The 16,071-nt window shown below is 70.1% G+C and carries 16 protein-coding genes; 7 read left to right on the top strand and 9 right to left on the bottom strand.

Annotated elements, in window-relative coordinates; genetic code table 11:
* Positions 1-9 precede the first annotated feature (9 nt).
* Positions 10-888 carry a lipoyl protein ligase domain-containing protein gene (locus KUG43_RS13060; RefSeq protein ID WP_216909710.1) on the top strand — a complete coding sequence of 293 codons (879 nt, stop codon included), beginning with the start codon at positions 10-12 and terminating at the stop codon, positions 886-888.
* Here the strand turns inward: KUG43_RS13060 and KUG43_RS13055 are convergent.
* A complete protein-coding gene (locus KUG43_RS13055) occupies positions 822-2,126 on the bottom strand; it encodes a site-2 protease family protein (RefSeq protein ID WP_216909708.1) in 1,305 nt (434 codons plus the stop codon). The genes KUG43_RS13060 and KUG43_RS13055 overlap by 67 nt on opposite strands.
* A gap of 79 nt (positions 2,127-2,205) precedes the next feature.
* Between KUG43_RS13055 and KUG43_RS13050 the strand changes: the two genes are divergently transcribed.
* Both KUG43_RS13050 and KUG43_RS13045 read left to right on the top strand, forming a co-directional pair.
* Positions 2,206-2,862, top strand: a complete 657-nt coding sequence (locus KUG43_RS13050) for a phosphoribosylanthranilate isomerase (protein ID WP_502988616.1) — start codon at positions 2,206-2,208, stop codon at positions 2,860-2,862.
* Positions 2,863-2,919: 57 nt separating this feature from the next.
* Positions 2,920-3,450 (top strand): hypothetical protein, encoded by a 531-nt coding sequence (locus KUG43_RS13045; RefSeq protein WP_216909706.1) that lies wholly within the window; start codon positions 2,920-2,922, stop codon positions 3,448-3,450.
* Between the two features lie 15 nt (positions 3,451-3,465).
* On the opposite strand, the gene folE is transcribed toward KUG43_RS13045, so the two are convergent.
* From folE to KUG43_RS13015, 6 genes are all read right to left on the bottom strand, one after another.
* Complete coding sequence (gene folE, locus KUG43_RS13040) at positions 3,466-4,209, bottom strand: GTP cyclohydrolase I (RefSeq protein WP_216909704.1); 744 nt, start codon at positions 4,207-4,209, stop codon at positions 3,466-3,468.
* 8 nt (positions 4,210-4,217) lie between these two features.
* Positions 4,218-4,928 (bottom strand): SDR family oxidoreductase, encoded by a 711-nt coding sequence (locus KUG43_RS13035; protein WP_216909702.1) that lies wholly within the window; start codon positions 4,926-4,928, stop codon positions 4,218-4,220.
* Positions 4,929-4,953: 25 nt separating this feature from the next.
* Positions 4,954-5,943 (bottom strand): acetyl-CoA carboxylase carboxyltransferase subunit alpha, encoded by a 990-nt coding sequence (locus tag KUG43_RS13030; RefSeq protein WP_216909700.1) that lies wholly within the window; start codon positions 5,941-5,943, stop codon positions 4,954-4,956.
* 38 nt (positions 5,944-5,981) lie between these two features.
* Complete coding sequence (locus tag KUG43_RS13025) at positions 5,982-7,031, bottom strand: long-chain acyl-[acyl-carrier-protein] reductase (RefSeq protein WP_216909698.1); 1,050 nt, start codon at positions 7,029-7,031, stop codon at positions 5,982-5,984.
* A gap of 82 nt (positions 7,032-7,113) precedes the next feature.
* Positions 7,114-7,845 carry an aldehyde oxygenase (deformylating) gene (locus KUG43_RS13020; RefSeq protein WP_216909696.1) on the bottom strand — a complete coding sequence of 244 codons (732 nt, stop codon included), beginning with the start codon at positions 7,843-7,845 and terminating at the stop codon, positions 7,114-7,116.
* 35 nt (positions 7,846-7,880) lie between these two features.
* On the bottom strand, positions 7,881-8,687 hold the full coding sequence (locus KUG43_RS13015; RefSeq protein ID WP_216909694.1) for a creatininase family protein: 807 nt from the start codon (positions 8,685-8,687) through the stop codon (positions 7,881-7,883).
* Positions 8,688-8,743: 56 nt separating this feature from the next.
* Here KUG43_RS13015 and KUG43_RS13010 point away from each other — a divergent pair, with 56 nt between their 5' ends.
* Genes KUG43_RS13010 through pgeF form a run of 3 tightly spaced genes read left to right on the top strand, consistent with a single transcriptional unit; the run spans position 8,744 to position 11,722 of the window.
* Positions 8,744-10,012 (top strand): S1 RNA-binding domain-containing protein, encoded by a 1,269-nt coding sequence (locus tag KUG43_RS13010; protein ID WP_216909692.1) that lies wholly within the window; start codon positions 8,744-8,746, stop codon positions 10,010-10,012.
* On the top strand, positions 10,009-10,893 hold the full coding sequence (locus KUG43_RS13005) for a Tab2/Atab2 family RNA-binding protein (RefSeq protein ID WP_216909690.1): 885 nt from the start codon (positions 10,009-10,011) through the stop codon (positions 10,891-10,893). The genes KUG43_RS13010 and KUG43_RS13005 overlap by 4 nt, the downstream gene beginning before the upstream one ends.
* Positions 10,886-11,722 carry a peptidoglycan editing factor PgeF gene (gene pgeF, locus KUG43_RS13000; RefSeq protein WP_216909688.1) on the top strand — a complete coding sequence of 279 codons (837 nt, stop codon included), beginning with the start codon at positions 10,886-10,888 and terminating at the stop codon, positions 11,720-11,722. The genes KUG43_RS13005 and pgeF overlap by 8 nt, the downstream gene beginning before the upstream one ends.
* Here the strand turns inward: pgeF and KUG43_RS12995 are convergent.
* Complete coding sequence (locus KUG43_RS12995) at positions 11,664-13,364, bottom strand: NAD(P)/FAD-dependent oxidoreductase (protein WP_216909686.1); 1,701 nt, start codon at positions 13,362-13,364, stop codon at positions 11,664-11,666. The two genes, pgeF and KUG43_RS12995, sit on opposite strands and share 59 nt — an antisense overlap.
* 95 nt (positions 13,365-13,459) lie before the next feature.
* On the opposite strand from KUG43_RS12995, the gene KUG43_RS12990 reads away from it, so the two are divergent.
* Complete coding sequence (locus KUG43_RS12990) at positions 13,460-13,615, top strand: hypothetical protein (protein WP_216909684.1); 156 nt, start codon at positions 13,460-13,462, stop codon at positions 13,613-13,615.
* Here the strand turns inward: KUG43_RS12990 and ppsA are convergent.
* A complete protein-coding gene (gene ppsA, locus KUG43_RS12985; RefSeq protein ID WP_216909682.1) occupies positions 13,580-16,048 on the bottom strand; it encodes a phosphoenolpyruvate synthase in 2,469 nt (822 codons plus the stop codon). The two genes, KUG43_RS12990 and ppsA, sit on opposite strands and share 36 nt — an antisense overlap.
* Positions 16,049-16,071 lie beyond the last annotated feature (23 nt).

Raw genomic sequence — 16,071 nt, 5'->3', positions numbered from 1 at the left:
ACAGGAGCCATGAGAACGCAGCCCGCCCCATCCGTCCAGCCGGCGGCGCCGGTTCGCTGGATCGCACCCTGCCAGCTCGATGGGGCCTGGCAGATGGCCATTGATGCCTGGTTGCTGGAGGGCCCAGCGGCCGCGAAGCCCGCGTCCGTGGTGGTTCCTGCGCCGGCCTTCCGTCTCTACCGCTGGTCGCGGCCCACCCTCTCCCTGGGCTGGCACCAGCGGCGCCTCGAGCCCCACTGGAGCGATCTGGTGCGTCAGGGGCGCCTCGCGCTGGTGCGCCGGCCCAGTGGCGGCCGGGCCGTGCTCCACGGCGGCGATCTCACCTACGCCCTGGTGTGGCCCCGGCCGCAGGGATCCCGTACCGAGGTCTACGGCCGTGCCCTCGCCTGGCTGGTGGAGGCGTTCGCGGACATGGGCCAGCCGCTCCGGAGCGGCCGCCAGGCGGCCAGCCTGCAGCGCAGCAGCTGCTTCGCCACCAGCACCGCCGCCGATCTGGTGCACGCCAGCGGCGCCAAGCGGGTGGGCAGTGCCCAGCTGTGGCGCGGCGGCCACCTGCTGCAGCATGGCTCGATTCAGCTGGACCCTTGCCCCGCCCTCTGGCAAGACGTGTTCGGCGGCGAACCTCCGCAGCTCGATCCCCTGCCGCTGAACGGGGAGCAGCTCGAGCAGCACCTGTACCGGTCGGCAGCCCGTTGGCTGCCCCTGCTGGCTGGGGGCGTCGCCGAGGGCGGCCATGGCGGCGGCTCCCAAGGGAGGCCGTTCTCGGAGGTCGCGCCCCTCAGCTCCGCGGAGCTGGCTGTGATCGCCCAAGGCCTGGGGTGTTATCGGGCGACCTTGTCGGTGAGCAGGGACACCTCCCCCGAGCTGACCATGCCGCGGGCCACCTGACCCAGGGCCATGCCGAGGGGGTAGCCGTTCTCACGCCGGGCGGCGGAGAGCAGATTGGCGGGCAGCCGCAGGCCCAGCTTCTTCAGCACCGCGTCGCCGAGTTCGGGACGCTCCACGGTGCCGCAGGGCAGACCGGCCGGACTCAGGACCAGAAGCCGCTGGTGGTCGCCGTCTTCGAGCTGGAGGGCGGCCTGCCAGAGCGGGGCCGATTCGGGGATCGAGGGCAGGCTGGAGAGGGGCTGGAGATGGTCGCCCACCCGTTCCCTGTCCCAGGTCTGCACCGGCAGGGCCTGGAGGGGGGTGTCGTCGATGACCCCCTGCCAGCGGCCCCGGTCGCAGACGAGCAGCCACTCCGCTGGGCCGTTGGCGTCCTTTGCGGCCGGTGCGGCACCCTCGCCGGCCTCGGCGATCGGTGGGGCGGTGCCGAGGCGAATCCGGCTCAGCTCCCGCAGGCTGGTGTCGGCCTCCAGCACCCGGAAGCGGCGCTGTGCCACATCCCTGACCTTGAGATCCTTGAGGGCCTGCTGGACGACCAGCATCTGCTTCTGGTTGCGGGCCGCCCCAAGGCCGAACCAGCCCAGCAGGATCAGCCAGGCTCCGCCGATGCCGCCACCCCGCAGCAGCAGCACCGTGCCCATCCCCACGGCGAACAGCGACAGGAACCGGCCGCAGGCATTGGCCACCTCCACACCCCGCCGCTGGCTGCCGGAAAACTCCCAGACCAGGGCCTTGACGATCAGACCCCCATCCAGGGGCAGGCCGGGCAGCAGGTTGAACAGCCCCAGGATCAGGTTGAGGGCGCCAAGCCGTTCCACCACCTGGCCCAGCACCGGGGTGAGGTGGCTGGCGGCATGGGTGGAGGCCAGCAGGCCGATGCCCAGCACCAGGCTCACCGCCGGTCCTGCCGCCGCCACCATCAGGGCACCGCGGGCGGTGGAGCATTCCCGCTCCACACTGGCCACCCCCCCCAGCAGGAAGAGGGTGATCGATTTCACCTTCACCCCCTGCCGCAGGGCCACCAGGGAGTGGCCCAGTTCATGCAGCAGCACGGAAACGAACAGGGCCAGGGAGGTGACCAGGGCCACGGCCCAGAGCGCCGCCGGCGAGAGCTGGCCGCGGAGGCTGAGGGCGTACTGCTGCTGGAACCCCAGGGTGGCCAGCAGCAGGATCACGAACCAGCTCGGGTGGATGCGCAGGGGAATGCCGCGGATCGTCAGCAATTGCCAGCCTTCACCCACGGGCACCGTCCGGGCAGTGATCCGGCCGTGGCCGGAGAGATCGCGTCCATCCTAGAAAGGCGGCCCGGCCGACCTGGTTCTGGTTTCCTCCCCGCTGCTGAAGGTCTGTGGGCTCAGGGAGCCGGCCCAGGCCACCGCCATCGCTGCGATGGGGGTGGACGCGATCGGGGTCATCGCCGTTCCCAGCTCGCCCCGCTTCGTTCCACCGGCGCAGCGGCCCGAGCTTTTCGCCGCCATGGCCGGCGGCGGTGGCGACTGCTTCGGTGTGCTGGTCGTGGCCGATCCCTCCGACGACCAGCTGGAGGAACTGGGCGCGGGCCGGGGTCATGCGGTGCTGCAGCTGCATGGCCGTGAAAGCGTGGAGCGCTGCCGCGAGCTGGCCCAGCGACTGGGTGTCCGCCTCTGGAAGGCCCTGCGGGTGCGCACCCCCGAGGATCTGGAGTTGGCGGCCGCCTATGCCGGGGTGGTGGAGGCCCTGTTACTCGATGCCTGGCAACCCGGCCAGCTGGGGGGCACCGGGCACCGGATCCCCACCGACTGGCTGGAAGGTTTCCGCCCGGCCTTCCCCTGGTGGCTGGCCGGTGGCGTCGGCCCCGAGACGGTGGCCGAGCTGCTGGACCGCCTGCAGCCCGATGGTCTGGATGCCTCCAGTGCCCTGGAGGATCGCCCCGGCGTCAAGAACCTGGCCCGGGTCGCGGCCCTGCTGGCGGCGGTGCGTGGATCCCCCACCGGTTGATTGGCGTTTGGCGCTGCCGGGTGCAGGATCGGTGCAGTCCGACTCCCTGAGCCCCTTTTGTCCTTCCTTCGTCGCGCCCTCAGCGTTCGTGCCGCCCTGCCCCTGGGCCTGCTGCTTGTGATCGGGCCAGGTGCCGGCTTCAAGGCCCAGGACCTGGTGGGCTGCCAGCTGGTGCAGGGGACACTGCAGTGTGTGCCGGGGATCACGGCCGACCCCCAGCAGCAGATCCAGGTGCTGCGCCAGGAGATCGCCGGCGACCAGCAGATCGAAGGGGCGGTGGAGCAGCGGATCGCTGGGCTGAACCAGCTGCTGCTGCAGGGGGAGGCCCGTCAGGGGGCCCTGCTGCAGGCCACGGCCACGGCAGATCTGCTGACGGCCCTTCCCCCCAGTGCGTTCCATTGGTACCGCCTGGCCCCCGGCCGTCGCAACTGGCAGCTCATTGAGGGGGCCAGCGGCCCCACCTATGCTCTGACGCCGGCGGACGTGGCCTACCAGGTGATGGTGGTGGTGGCCGTTCCGACCGCGTCCGGCAGCCAGCGCAGCGTGTCCCAGGTGGTGGGGCCGATCATGGGCCGGCCGGGAACCTGAGCGCCGGCCAGCGGCTCAGTTGCCGAGCATGGACTCCTGCTGACGCACGAGTTCGAAGAACTCCTGCTTGAGGCTGGGGTCGTGGCGGAAATCACCGCGCACGACGGAGTTCACCATGCTGGTCTGGGGTTCCTTCACCCCGCGCCATTTCATGCAGTAGTGCTGGGCTTTGACAAGGATCGCCAGGCCGAGGGGCTCACAGAGGCGTTCGATCTCATCGGCGAGGATGATCACGGCCTCCTCCTGGATGTGGGGCCGTGAGAACACCCAGTCGGCCACCCGGGAGAACTTCGAAAGGCCGATCACCCGTTCACCGGGCTTGATCCCGATCCAGCAGTTGCCAAGGATCGGTACCAGATGGTGGGAACAGGCAGAGCGGATGGAGATGGGCCCCACCGTGTAGATCTCATCAAGCTGCTTCACGTTGGGGAAGCTGGCGATCTTGGGTTGCTCGTGGTAGCGACCCTTGAACACCTCATGGAGATACATCTTGGCCACCCGTTCGGCCGTCTCCTCGGTGTTGTGGTCGTTATCGATATCGATCACAAGGCTGCGGAGCAGGTCGCGCACCTTGCCGGCGACTTCGATCTCCAGCTGGTCGAGCTCTCCCTCGCGCAGGTGCTCGGAAATGTTGTCGTTGGCCAGAAACGGCACACCTTCCTTCTGCAGTCGCTCGCGGATCCGCAGGCTGACAGGAATGGGAGTCGTGACGGGAGCGGCCTGACGGGCGCTGAGGCCGCTGGGAAGGGTGGATGTCATAGGGGGGATTAGAAGGCTCCGGCGGCTGGCATCAGGGTGAGGTCCTCAACCGTCTGGCTGTTGGGTTGCCGCGCAAGGTAGAGCAGGGATTCAGCCGCCTGCTCCGCTGAAAGCATGGCACGTCGGTCGAAGGAACTGTGGACGGTTTCACTGTCCCAGAGAGGTGTATTCACCGCCCCCAGGGTGAGGGTGCTCACGGCGATGCCGGCGGCCCGTTCCTCCGCCTCAAGGCAGCGGCTGAAGGATGCCAGGGCGGCCTTGCTGACGCAGTAGGCCCCCCAGTCCGGGAAGGCATGACGGGCGGCATGGCTGCTGACGTTGATGATCCGACCGCCACCGGCCTGGCGCAGGCCGGGCAGCACCGCCTGGCAGACCTGGAAGACACTGGTGAGGTTGAGCTGCAGGAGCCACTGCCAGCGCTCGATGGGCATGGCCGCCAACGGGCCGGTCCAGGCGGCACCGGCGTTGTTGATCACGACCGAAGGTTGCAGCCCTCGCCCGAGCAGCTCGGCCATCGCGCCGGGGATGGCCTCCACCTGGGTCAGGTCAAGGGCCAGGGTTTCGACGCGCCGGCTCGTCCCGCGCAGGTCCTCAGCGAGCTGATCGAGATCGGCACGGCCTCGGGCCACCAGCAGGAGGTCGTAGCCCTCGGCGGCAAAGCGGCGGGCGGCGGCAGCGCCGATGCCGCGGGAGGCACCGGTGATCAGGGCAGCGGGCAACGGGCAGGCAGGCAGTGGCTCAACCCTACGGCGCGAAGGCGGGATCCGTCGCCGCCCCCTCCAGAACCTGGCCCATGCGCCGGAACTTGGCGTAACGGGCCTCCAGCAGGGCGGATTCGCTGCAGGTCTGCAGCTCGGCGAGCTGCCCCAGCAGGGCTGCGCGCAGCGTCTCGGCGGCCTGCATCGGCGCCCAGTGGTTGCCCCCGGAGGGTTCCTTCAGCAGGGCATCCACCAGCCCCAGCTGCAGCAGGTCGGCAGCGGTGATGCGCAGGGCCTCGGCGGCGGCGGGCGCTTTGGCCGCATCGCGCCACAGGATCGAAGCGCAGGCTTCGGGGCTGGCCACGGTGTAGACGCTGTGCTCGAACATCAGCAGCCGATCGGCCACCCCGATGCCGAGGGCGCCGCCGGAGCCCCCCTCACCGATCACCACGGCGATGATGGGCACCCGCAGGCGGAACATTTCGCGCAGGTTGACGGCGATCGCTTCGCCCTGGCCCTCCTCCTCGGCCTTGACCCCGGCGTAGGCGCCGGGGGTGTCGATGAAGCTGAGGATCGGCAGACGGAAGCGGTCGGCGTGGTCCATCAGCCGCATCGCCTTGCGGTAGCCACCGGGCGAGGCCATGCCGAAGTTGCGGGCCACGTTCTCCTTCATGTCCCGGCCCTTCTGGTGGCCGAGCAGCACCACCGCCTGGTCGCCGATGCGTCCCACACCGCCCACCAGGGCGCGGTCGTCGTTGCCGCGGCGGTCGCCGTGCAGCTCGATCCACTCGTCGGTGATGACCTGGATGTAATCGAGGGTGCTGGGCCGCTGGGGGTGGCGGGCCACCTGGATCTTCTGGGCCGGGCTGAGGGAGTTGAAGATCTCCTCGCGGCGCCGGGTGGCGAGGGTTTCCAGCTGCAGCAGCTGCTGGCTCACATCGACTTCGGAATCGCGGGCCAGCTGGCGGATCTGCTCGATCTGCTCCTCCAGCTCCACCAGTGGTTTCTCGAAGTCCAGCAGGACGCGGCGGGCCATGGTTGGAGGAGCAGGGGACGGAGAAGGTGGAGAGGAAATCAGGTCGAGGAGAGGCTGGGGACCGGTGCTGGGGTTTCCAGGCTCAGGGCCTGGAAACCGTGGCGAAGTGAGGCGGCGCCGATCAGATCCATCTTCTCCAGGGTGATGTTGTTGCGGCCCCAGCTGAAGTTGGTGTGCAGGCCTTCGAACTCCAGCAGCATCGCTTCGGCGAAGCAGGCGAACATCTCACGCTGGGGGTTGGCCATGTCCGCCGCCTCCATCATCTGCCAGCCGATGTCGGAGCCGAAGGCGACGATGCCCCCCTTCAACACGTGGATGCCATCGCCGCTGGCCTTGGTGTCCAGATTCTTGGGGTAGCCGCCATCGATCATCAGGCAGGGACGGCGCAGGCGGCTGGGATCGAGGCTGCTGGCCTGGGCCAGGCTGGCGACCCACACCACCACATCCGCCTCGTCCAGGGCCTCGTCCAGGGCAAGGATGCGGCCACCGCCCAGCTCCTGCTGGAGATCGGCCAGGGGCTGGGGCCGGCGGGCCACCAGCAGCAGTTCCTGGACGCCGGTGCGTTGGGAGAGCCAACGGCAGACGGCACTGCCGATGTCACCGCTGGCGCCCACCACGGCCACCTTCGCCCGCCGCAGGTCGATGCCCAGCCGTGGGGCGTTCTCCTCCACCTGGCGGCAGATCACCCAGGCGGTGTGGGTGTTGCCCGTGGTGAAGCGCTGCCAGTCCAGGGTGGTGGCACGCACCTGCTGCTCCCTGAGCAGCTTGAAGTCCTCGAAAATGATCGACGTGAAGCCACCCAGGGCGGTGATGTCGATGCCGTTTTTCTGGGCCAGCTCCATGGCATTCAGCACCTTGCGCTTCGCCGTCTTGAAGCGGCTCAGCATTTCGGGCACAAACACCGAGTCGATGTAGGCCCCTTCAATGCGCTTGCCCGTGGGGCTGGTGACGCTGATCCTTTCCACCAACTGGGGCGGAGCGCTGCACCACATGTCCAGATCCCCATCGGCGTACTCCTCAAAACCGAGGCTTCGCGCCAGGTTGCGCGCCGACTCGAAGCTGGTGGAATGACCGATGAGGCCGAACATGCAGAAACAGGAATGCGGCGGCGCTGATGGGGCCGGATGTCGCCGACGCTACATCCTCTCCCGCTGAGCTTGAGCCGTTGGCTCAGCCCACCAGGGCCGCGGCAGCCATGCGGGCGATCTCCCGAGGGGTGAAGCCGATGTCCGTGAGGGCGTCCTGGTAGGCGATCAGGAAATCCTCGATCAGGTCTTCCTTCTCCATGTGCAGGACGGCGGCATCGGCGGCGACCCGATCGAGCATCCGACGCACATGGGGAAGGTTGTCGCGGTTGGCCTGCTCCAGCTCGGCGCGGGACTCCTCCAGGTGGGCCTTGAGCCACTCCTGGCCGTAGTTGAGGTGGGTGTACTCATCCTTGACGACCCCTTCGGTGATCTTGCGGGCGAAAGGATCGGCCACAGGGATATAGATGTGATAGGCCGAGATGGCGAAAGCTTCGATCAGCAGGGCCTGGATCAGCAGGCAGGTGACCACCTTGCCGTCCTTGAGGGCCGCCTGGAAATTGTTGCGCAGGGGGGAGAAGAACTCCTGGGCGAAGGGCATGTCGGCGGTGACGCCCAGGTTGTTGGCGCAGGCGGTGAAGCCCTTCATGTGCTTCAGCTCCATGCGGGCCAGACGGGTCAGCTCCTCGGCCTGGTCGGGAAGCAGCGTCCCCAGCGAGATGTAGTTGTCATGGGCCTCCTGCTCGCCTTCGATCACGATCGCGTTGATGCGGCTGTAGGCGTCCTTGTAGGTGGCGGTGGTGAAGTCGGGAAGTTCGTTCCCCTCGAGCGGGCCCAGTGCGGAATCAACGGTCGTGGTGGTTTCGAGGGTGGGCATGGGAACCGCAGGCTCAGGCAATCAGACGACTCTAGTCATGCTCTGCCGGAAGTCGGTGGCCAGTCGCTGCGTACCAGCGCGTCGAGGCGCCGCTCCCAGCTGCCCACCAGGCGCAGAAAGAGTTTGCGGCCGAGGTCGTCGCTGGCATCGCTGGGATCACCGATGACGCCACTGGAGCTCAGTTCCTCCGTGAGCCAGGCACAGGGGCAGGCCCCCTCCAGGCTCCAGCCGGTGGGAGGTGGTGGCGAGGCGGCCAGTCCGTCGGCGGCGGGCACGGGCCCGACGGTGGCCGGCTCCAGAAACAGCATCAGGCTGGTCTCCGCCAGGCCGGCGTGGAGCCCCGTGCTGCGTTCCGGTTCGGGAATCAGTTCTGCCAGGCCATCGGCGCCACGCCAGAGGAAGCAGGGCAGGACCGCCAGGCCGGGTTCCAGCACCCGCAGTTCCCTCGCCGCCGCCTCCAGCAGGCCGATCTGGCCGCCATGGGCGTTGAACAGCACCAACCGCTGAAAGCCCGCCGCAGCGATCCCCTTGCCCACGCTGCGCACCAGCTCAATCACCAGATCGGCCGGGAGGCTGAGGGTTCCCGGGAAGCCCAGGTGCTCCGGTGAAAAGCCGATGCTCTGCAGCGGCAGCCGCCAGATCGGCAGGTCGGGGTCGAGCCGCTCCAGCACCGCTTCAGCCACCCGTTCGGCGAACAGGCCATCGGTGCCCAGGGGCAGCAGGGGGCCGTGCTGCTCGATGGCTCCGAACGGCCACACCACCGTGCTGCCCCGTCGGGCGGCCTGGTCACGCACCGCTGTCCAGCTGAGACTGGCGAGGCGTCGCTCGGTGCTGGGGGGCATCGGCCTCAACGGGTGATTCGTACAGTGTGGAGCCCCGTGCTTCGCTGAGGACCTCCATGGCAGGAACCGGCAACCCCGCGCCGCGTCAGCCCAGGAACCCCGCCCAGCGCCCGATGCCGCCGGCGAGGCCTTCCGGGTCGGCCCCGGCGCCGCTGCGCAAACCCCCCCAGGTGTTGATGATCAAGAAGGAGGAGGAGGTGGTGGCCGAAGCACCCCCTGTTCCTGCCGCGTCGAGCCCGGCCGCCCCGCCTGTGCGCCCGCCCTCGTCCCCCCCGGCGGACGAGGATCGCTTCAGCATGGATGGCCTCGAAGGCCTCACCATGGCCGACCTGCTCGGCCCGGCGTCCGATCGCCGCGCCGGTTCGGCACCTGCGGCCAGCCGTGCTGCCGCCGACGCCGCGCCTGCGGCGGCGTCCCGCCAGGCCCGCACCGTGGATGACTTCGATTTCGATGAAGAGGCTTTCCTCGCCGCCCTCGATGAGAACGCTCCGGTCGGCACCACCGGAGAGGTGGTCAAGGGGGTGGTGATCGGCATGGAAAGCGACGGTGTCTATGTGGACATCGGTGGCAAGGCCCCCGGCTTCATGCCCAAGAGCGAGTGCGGCCTCGGGGTGATCACGAACCTCAAGGAGCGCTTCCCCAAGGGATTGCCGATCGAGGTGCTCGTCACCCGCGAGCAGAACGCCGATGGCATGGTGACCATCAGCGCCCGTGCCCTCGCCCTGCGCCACAGCTGGGAGAAGGTGCGCCAGCTGGAGAAGGAGGGCAAGGTGGTGCAGGTCAAGGTGAGCGGCTTCAACCGCGGTGGCGTCACCTGCGATCTGGAGGGGCTGCGCGGCTTCATCCCCCGCTCCCAGCTGAACGAGGGCGAGAACCATGAGGCCCTCGTCGGCCAGACCCTGGGGGTCGCCTTCCTGGAGGTCAATGCCGAGACCCGCAAGCTGGTGCTCTCCGAGAAGCGTGCCGCCACCGCCGCCCGCTTCGCCACCCTGGAGGTGGGCCAGCTGGTGGAAGGTCATGTGGCCTCGGTCAAGCCCTACGGCTACTTCGTCGATCTGGGCGGCGTCAGTGGCCTGCTGCACCACTCCTGCATCACCGGCGGCGTCCTGCGCGACCTGCGCGAGGCCTTCCAGCAGGGGGAGGCCATCAAGGCCCTGATCACCGCCATCGATCCCGCCCGGGGCCGCATCGCCCTCAACACGGCCCTGCTGGAAGGTCCGGCCGGCGAGCTGCTGATCGCCAAGGAGACGGTGATGGCCGAGGCTGAGGACCGGGCCCACAGGGCCCGTTCGCTGCTGCGCCAGCAGGAACAGGACGCAGGATGAGCGGAGCGTTGCAGGCGCCTGGCCCTGACTGGGAACTCGACTACTACTCCAGGCCGATCCTGGAGGCCGATGGCAAGAAGCGCTGGGAACTGCTGATCTGCACCACGGCAGGGCTGCAGCCGGCGCCGGAACCCTTCCGCTGGTCGATGGCCTGTCCGGCCGCCAGCGTCAATTCCCAGTGGTTGCGCGGCGCGATCGAAACGGCCATCAAGGACGCCGCCGCCCAGGGCTACGGCCCACCGCGGCGGCTGCGCTGCTGGCGCGGCTCGATGCGCGCCATGGTGCAGCGGGCCGCTGAAGGGCTTGGTCTGGAGCTGGTGCCGAGCCGGCGCTGTTACGGCCTGGTGGAGTGGCTGCGGGAGCGGGAGGCGACCGTCTATCCCCAGGAGCCGGGCTACATGGCCGGTCCCCTGGCCCCGCCGCCGCAGCCGATCGCGCCGGTGGCGCTGCCCCTGCCGGAGGCGGCCCGGGGCGACACCTGGAGCTGGGCCACCCTCAGTGCCGCCACCCTGGCCGAAGCCGGCGGCTGGGAGATCGCCTTCCCCGGCCTGGTGGCCCTGCCCGAGGGCCTGGATCCCGCCACTCCCGTCCCGGGGATCCGGCTGTTCAGCCGCCGGCGGGCCCTGGCCATCGCCGGCTGGCTGTCCGGCCTGGAGCCGGCGCGGCTGGAGGTCTGCGCCGGTCAGCTGGTGCTGGAGGCCGGGCTGGAGGACCGCTGGATCCTGGCCCGCCTGCCGGAGGAGGAAGCGCGGCTGGCCAGTACGGCGCTGGCGGAGGCCCGGGAGCGGGCCGGCGGTCTGCAGTTCATCGCCATCCAGGCCAGTGAGGAGGCGCCGAGTCTCGAGGGTTTCTGGCTGCTGCGGGACCTGCCGGATGGCTGAGGCGCTCGAGCCCCCCTTCGAGCGGCCCGATGCGGGCTTCAACGACCTGCCCGGCTGGACCTGGGTGGGCACCTACGGCGGCCATTACCTCCAGTGCGACCTGCTGGCCGGTTTTGAGCACGGCTTCTTCACCCGCCAGTGGCAGGGCCGTGAGCCGGAGGAGCTGGCCGGGGAGATCAGTGCCGGTGTGAGCGTGCACCGCACCCGCCAGGTGCATGGCGGTACCGTGCTCGCCGCCGGGGAGGCCGAGGCGGCCCCCTGGCCGGAGGCCGATGGACTGCGCAGCGATGGCGGCGGCCAGAGCCTCTGGGTGTGCGGCGCCGACTGCACCCCGGTGCTGATCGTCGACCCCGCCGGCGGCCGGGTGGCGGCCTGTCATGCCGGCTGGCGTGGCGTGGCGGCACGGATCGTGCCGGCGGCGATCGAAGCGCTGGTGGCGGACGGGGCCAGCCGGGACCAGCTGCTGGTGGCGCTCGGGCCAGCCGTGGATGGCGTCCGCTACCAGGTGGAGCGCGCCGTCACCCTGCAGGTGGCGGCCGCCCTGGAGGCGCCCGGCGCCCCCGGCCCGGCGCCGGATGGCGCCCTGGCGGATCTCGAACGTTGTGGTGCCCTGCTGCTGGATCCGGACCCCGGCAAGGATCGGCTGGACATCCGCCGGGCCACGGCGTTGCAGCTGCAGCGCCTGGGCCTGGCGCCGGAGCGGATGGCCCTCTGTCCGCTCTGCACGACAGCCGAACCGCAGCTCTTCCATTCCTGGCGCCGTGATCGGGTCAAGGCCGTGCAGTGGAGTGGGGTGGTGTCCCAGGCAGCGCCGGCGCGCAGAGGCTGAGGGCCACGGCTTCGGCCACCTTGATGCCGTCGATCGCGGCCGAGAGGATGCCGCCGGCGTGGCCTCCCCCTTCCCCCGCGGGGAAGAGCCCCGGGGTGTTGAGGCTTTCAAGCCGCGTCGGGTGACGCTGCAACCGCAACGGTGAGGAGGTGCGCGTCTCGACGCCGGTGAGCAAGGCTCCCTCCATCGCATAGCCCGGGATGCGGCGGGCGAAGACCGGCAGGGCCTCCCGGATCGCCTCAAGCACATAGTCCGGCAGGCAGCCATCGAGGCTGCCGAAGCGGAGCCCGGGCCGGTACGACCCCTCCACCGCTCCCAGAGGCGTCTCCTGGCTGGCGCGACCGGCCAGGAAATCCCCCAGCCACTGGGCCGGCGCCCGGTAGTCGCCACCGCCGACGCGGAAGGCCTGCTGCTCCCAGTGGCGCTGGAAGGCCATCCCGGCCAGGGCCTCCGCCCCCGGCTGGCCGTAGGGCGCCAGATCCTCCTGGCTCACGGGCACCACCAGGCCGCTGTTGGCATTGCGTTCCCGGCGGGAGTGCTGGCTCATGCCGTTGGTGACGACGCAGCCTTCCTCCGAGGTGGCGCCCACCACCAGGCCCCCGGGACACATGCAGAAGCTGTAGACGCTACGGCCAGCTGTGGCGTCCCCTTTGCAGTGGTGCACCAGCTTGTACTCGGCCGGTCCAAGGCGCGGATGGCCGGCGGCCTCCCCCCAGCGGGCCCGGTCGACCAGGACCTGGGGATGCTCGATCCGCACCCCGACCGCAAAGGCTTTCGGCTCCATGGCCACGCCCAGGCCATGCAGCATCTGGAAGGTGTCGCGGGCGCTGTGGCCCGGCGCCAGCACCAGATGCCGGGTGGCGATGGCCGTGCCGTCGGCCAGGCGCACACCGGCCAGTTGCCGGTCGGTCCCGCCCTCCAACAGCAGCTCGACCACGTGCTGGCCGAAGCGCACCTCGCCGCCCAGGGCCTCGATCCGGGCCCGCAGCCCCCGCACCACCGTGGCCAGCTTGAAGGTGCCGATGTGGGGGTGGTGCAGGGTGAGGATGTCGGGGTCGGCCCCTGCGGCCACCAGCTCTTCGAGCACCTTGCGGATGTAGGTGGGCTCTTCACTCACCTGGCTGTAGAGCTTGCCGTCGGAGAAGGTGCCTGCCCCTCCCTCGCCGAACTGGGCGTTGGAGCCGGGATCGAAGCGGCGCCGTCCGTGCCAGAAGCCGAAGGTGTCCGCCGTGCGCTCCTTCACCACCTTGCCCCGCTCCAGCAGCAGGGGCCGCCAACCCATCTGGGCCAGCAGCAGGGCGGCGAAGTAACCGCAGGGGCCGGCGCCCACCACCACCGGCCGCATCGCCTCGCTCGTCCCATCGGCCCGGGCCACGGGCCGGTAGCGGCTGTCCGGGGTGGGACGCAGGTGGGGGTCGCCGGCGAAGCGGCGCAGCAGGCGGCGCCTGGCGCCGCCCTCAAGCTCGAGGTCGAGGCAATACACAAGGGAGATCGCCCCTCGGCGTCGGGCATCGACGCTGCGTTTGACCAGCTGGTGGCGGCGCAGTTCACCGGGCGCCAGCCGCAACCGCTGGCTGATGGCCACCTCCAGATCGGCGGCGCTGTGATCGAGCGGCAGTTTCAGCTCGCTGAGGCGCAGCACGGCCGGTGCAGGCAGGGGGTCTGGTGGCGTTCTAGGGCACGGCGCCGCAGGAGGTGCCATGGTGGAAGCTGATCGAGGTTGGGGCCGACGTTCTGATGGGTCTGGCTCACTGTCCCCTCTGCATGGGTCTGGCGGCACTCTGCGTGGTGCGCTGCAGCGCCCACGCCCTGCTGCTCTGGCGCCTCTGGTTCCACCCCGCCGGCCGGCCGGAGACCTCAGCCGTGGGGCGCTGGGGCGAGGCCCCCTGCTGAGGCGGCCGCGTCCAGTTCGGACTCCATGGCGGCGATGGCGATGCGGGTGGGCACCACCGCATCAGGGTTGAGGCTGATCGAGTCGATCCCTTCCTCCACAAGGAACCGGGCGAAATCGGGGTAGTCGCTGGGGGCCTGGCCGCAGATGCCGATCTTGCGGCCGCAGCGCCGTGCGGTGCGGATCGCCAGGCGGATCATCTCCTTGACCGTGGCATGTCGCTCGTCGAACAGGTCCGCCACCAGGGCGGAGTCCCGGTCGAGCCCCAGCGTCAGCTGGGTGAGGTCGTTGGAGCCGATCGAAAAGCCATCGAAGCGCTCGGCGAAGGCTTCCGCACCGATGACGTTGCTGGGCAGTTCGCACATCACGTACACCTCCAGACCGTCCTTGCCCCGCACCAGCCCCTCGCCGGCCATCACCGCCAGCACCCGGTCCCCCTCTTCGGGGGTGCGGCAGAAGGGGATCATCGGGATCACGTTGCGCAGCCCCATCGACTCCCGCACCCGGCGCAGGGCCTGGCATTCCAGCGCGAAGGCGTCGCGGAAGGCCGGCGCGTAATAGCGGGAGGCCCCCCGCCAGCCGATCATCGGATTCTCCTCGGCCGGTTCGAAGGCCGATCCGCCCAGCAGACGCGCGTATTCGTTGCTCTTGAAGTCGGAGAAACGCAGGATCACCGGCCGGGGATGGAAGGCGGCGGCGATCCGGGCCATGCCCTGGCTCAGCAGGTCGACGTAGTACTCGGCTGGGGTGTCGTACCCCGCGACCAGCTCGGCGATGGCGGCCCGATCGGCCGCCGCCGTCACCCGCTCGGGCTGCAGCAACGCCATCGGGTGCACCCGGATGTGGTTGGCGATGATGAACTCCAACCGGGCCAGCCCCACCCCGTCGCAGGGAATCGAGGCCAGGTTGAAGGCCTCCTCGGGGTTGCCCACGTTGATCAGGATCCGGGTGCGGGTGGCGGGCAGGTCGCCAATGGCCTGCTCCTCCACCCGGAAGGGCAGGGCGCCCCGGTACACGTGGCCCACATCCCCCTCGCAGCAGCTGAGGGTGATGCTGTCGCCGTTGCCGATGCGGCTGGTGCCGTCGCCGGTGCCGACGATCGCCGTCAGGCCCATCTCGCGGGCGATGATCGCCGCGTGGCAGGTGCGGCCGCCCTGGTCGGTGACCACACCGCTGGCCTTGCGCAGAATCGGCTCCCAGTCGGGGTCGGTGCGGCGGGTGACCAGCAGGTCGCCGTCCATGAACCGGGCGATCTCGCCGGGGTCGCTGATCACCCGGGCCCGGCCGCTGCTCACCGAGGCGCCGATGGCCCGGCCGCTGGTGATCTCCTCGGCCTGGTGCGGCTCCAGATGCCAGCTGCGCAGCACCGCCCCGCCCCGGCGGGACTCCACCGTTTCCGGCCGGGCCTGGAGGATGAACAGCTGGCCACTGAGGCCGTCCTTGGCCCACTCGATGTCCATCGGGGTGGGCACGCCGCGGCGTTCGCCGTAATGGCGTTCGATCACGCAGGCCCAGCGTGCCAGGGTGAGCGCCTCGCCGTCGCTGAGGGCGAAGCGCCGGCTGTCCTCCGGGGACACCGCCTCGTTGCGCACCGCCCGGCCATCACCACCTGAGGGGTCGGCGTAGACCATGCGCAGGGCCTTGCTGCCCAGTCGCCGGCTGAGGATCGGGGCGAAGCCCTGCTCCAGGGTGGGCTTGAAGATCAGCCATTCATCCGGGTTCACGGCCCCCTGCACCACGTTTTCTCCCAGCCCGTAGGCGGCGGTCAGCAGCACGGCGTCGCGGAAGCCGGTTTCGGTGTCGATGCTGAACATCACCCCGGAGCTGGCCAGGTCGGAGCGCACCATGCGCTGCACCCCGATCGAAAGGGCCACCTCCAGGTGATCAAAGCCGTGCTGCTGCCGGTAGGCGATGGCCCGATCGGTGAACAGCGAGGCGTAGCAGCGCCGGCAGGCCGCCAGCAGCGCCGTTTCTCCCTCGACGTGCAGGTAGGTCTCCTGCTGCCCGGCGAAGCTGGCCTCCGGCAGATCCTCGGCCGTGGCACTGGAGCGCACCGCCACGGCCGCAGGCACGCCGCTGGCGGCCATCGCGGCGGCCAGATCCCGGTAGGCCGCCGTGATGGCTGCCGCCAGGGGCGGTGGCAGGTCCGCCCCACCCAGCAGCGCCCGGGCCCCCTGGCCCACCGCCTGCAGGGCCGCCAGGTCGTTGGTGTCGAGGCCGTCGAGCAGGGCGGCAAGGGCGGGCCTGAGCCCGTTGGCGGTGATGAACAGGCGGTAGGCGGCGGCCGTGGTGGCGAATCCCCCCGGCACCTGGACGCCCGCCGGCCCCAGCTGCTGGATCATCTCCCCGAGGGAGGCGTTCTTGCCACCCACCTCGGCGATGGAGTCCAGGCCGACCTGTGCCAGGGGCACAACGAGCTGATCGGAGTTGCCCATCCCCTTCGCCCTGACTACACCAA

It is taken from the genome of Synechococcus sp. CCY 0621, assembly GCF_019038465.1.
GTDB lineage: Bacteria > Cyanobacteriota > Cyanobacteriia > PCC-6307 > Cyanobiaceae > Cyanobium.
The sequence above is the reverse complement of the archived record's forward strand: the minus strand, read 5'-3'. Positions and strand labels throughout refer to the sequence as shown.

Coding starts and splice junctions, on each gene's coding strand:
- KUG43_RS13015 (WP_216909694.1), bottom strand. CDS start 8,687: ATGCCCCCCAGCACCGAGCGACGCCTCGCCAGTCTCAGCTGGACAGCG.
- KUG43_RS13020 (WP_216909696.1), bottom strand. CDS start 7,845: ATGCCCACCCTCGAAACCACCACGACCGTTGATTCCGCACTGGGCCCG.
- KUG43_RS13005 (WP_216909690.1), top strand. CDS start 10,009: ATGAGCGGAGCGTTGCAGGCGCCTGGCCCTGACTGGGAACTCGACTAC.
- KUG43_RS13025 (WP_216909698.1), bottom strand. CDS start 7,031: ATGTTCGGCCTCATCGGTCATTCCACCAGCTTCGAGTCGGCGCGCAAC.
- KUG43_RS12990 (WP_216909684.1), top strand. CDS start 13,460: ATGGGTCTGGCTCACTGTCCCCTCTGCATGGGTCTGGCGGCACTCTGC.
- pgeF (WP_216909688.1), top strand. CDS start 10,886: ATGGCTGAGGCGCTCGAGCCCCCCTTCGAGCGGCCCGATGCGGGCTTC.
- folE (WP_216909704.1), bottom strand. CDS start 4,209: ATGACATCCACCCTTCCCAGCGGCCTCAGCGCCCGTCAGGCCGCTCCC.
- KUG43_RS13030 (WP_216909700.1), bottom strand. CDS start 5,943: ATGGCCCGCCGCGTCCTGCTGGACTTCGAGAAACCACTGGTGGAGCTG.
- ppsA (WP_216909682.1), bottom strand. CDS start 16,048: ATGGGCAACTCCGATCAGCTCGTTGTGCCCCTGGCACAGGTCGGCCTG.
- KUG43_RS13010 (WP_216909692.1), top strand. CDS start 8,744: ATGGCAGGAACCGGCAACCCCGCGCCGCGTCAGCCCAGGAACCCCGCC.
- KUG43_RS13060 (WP_216909710.1), top strand. CDS start 10: ATGAGAACGCAGCCCGCCCCATCCGTCCAGCCGGCGGCGCCGGTTCGC.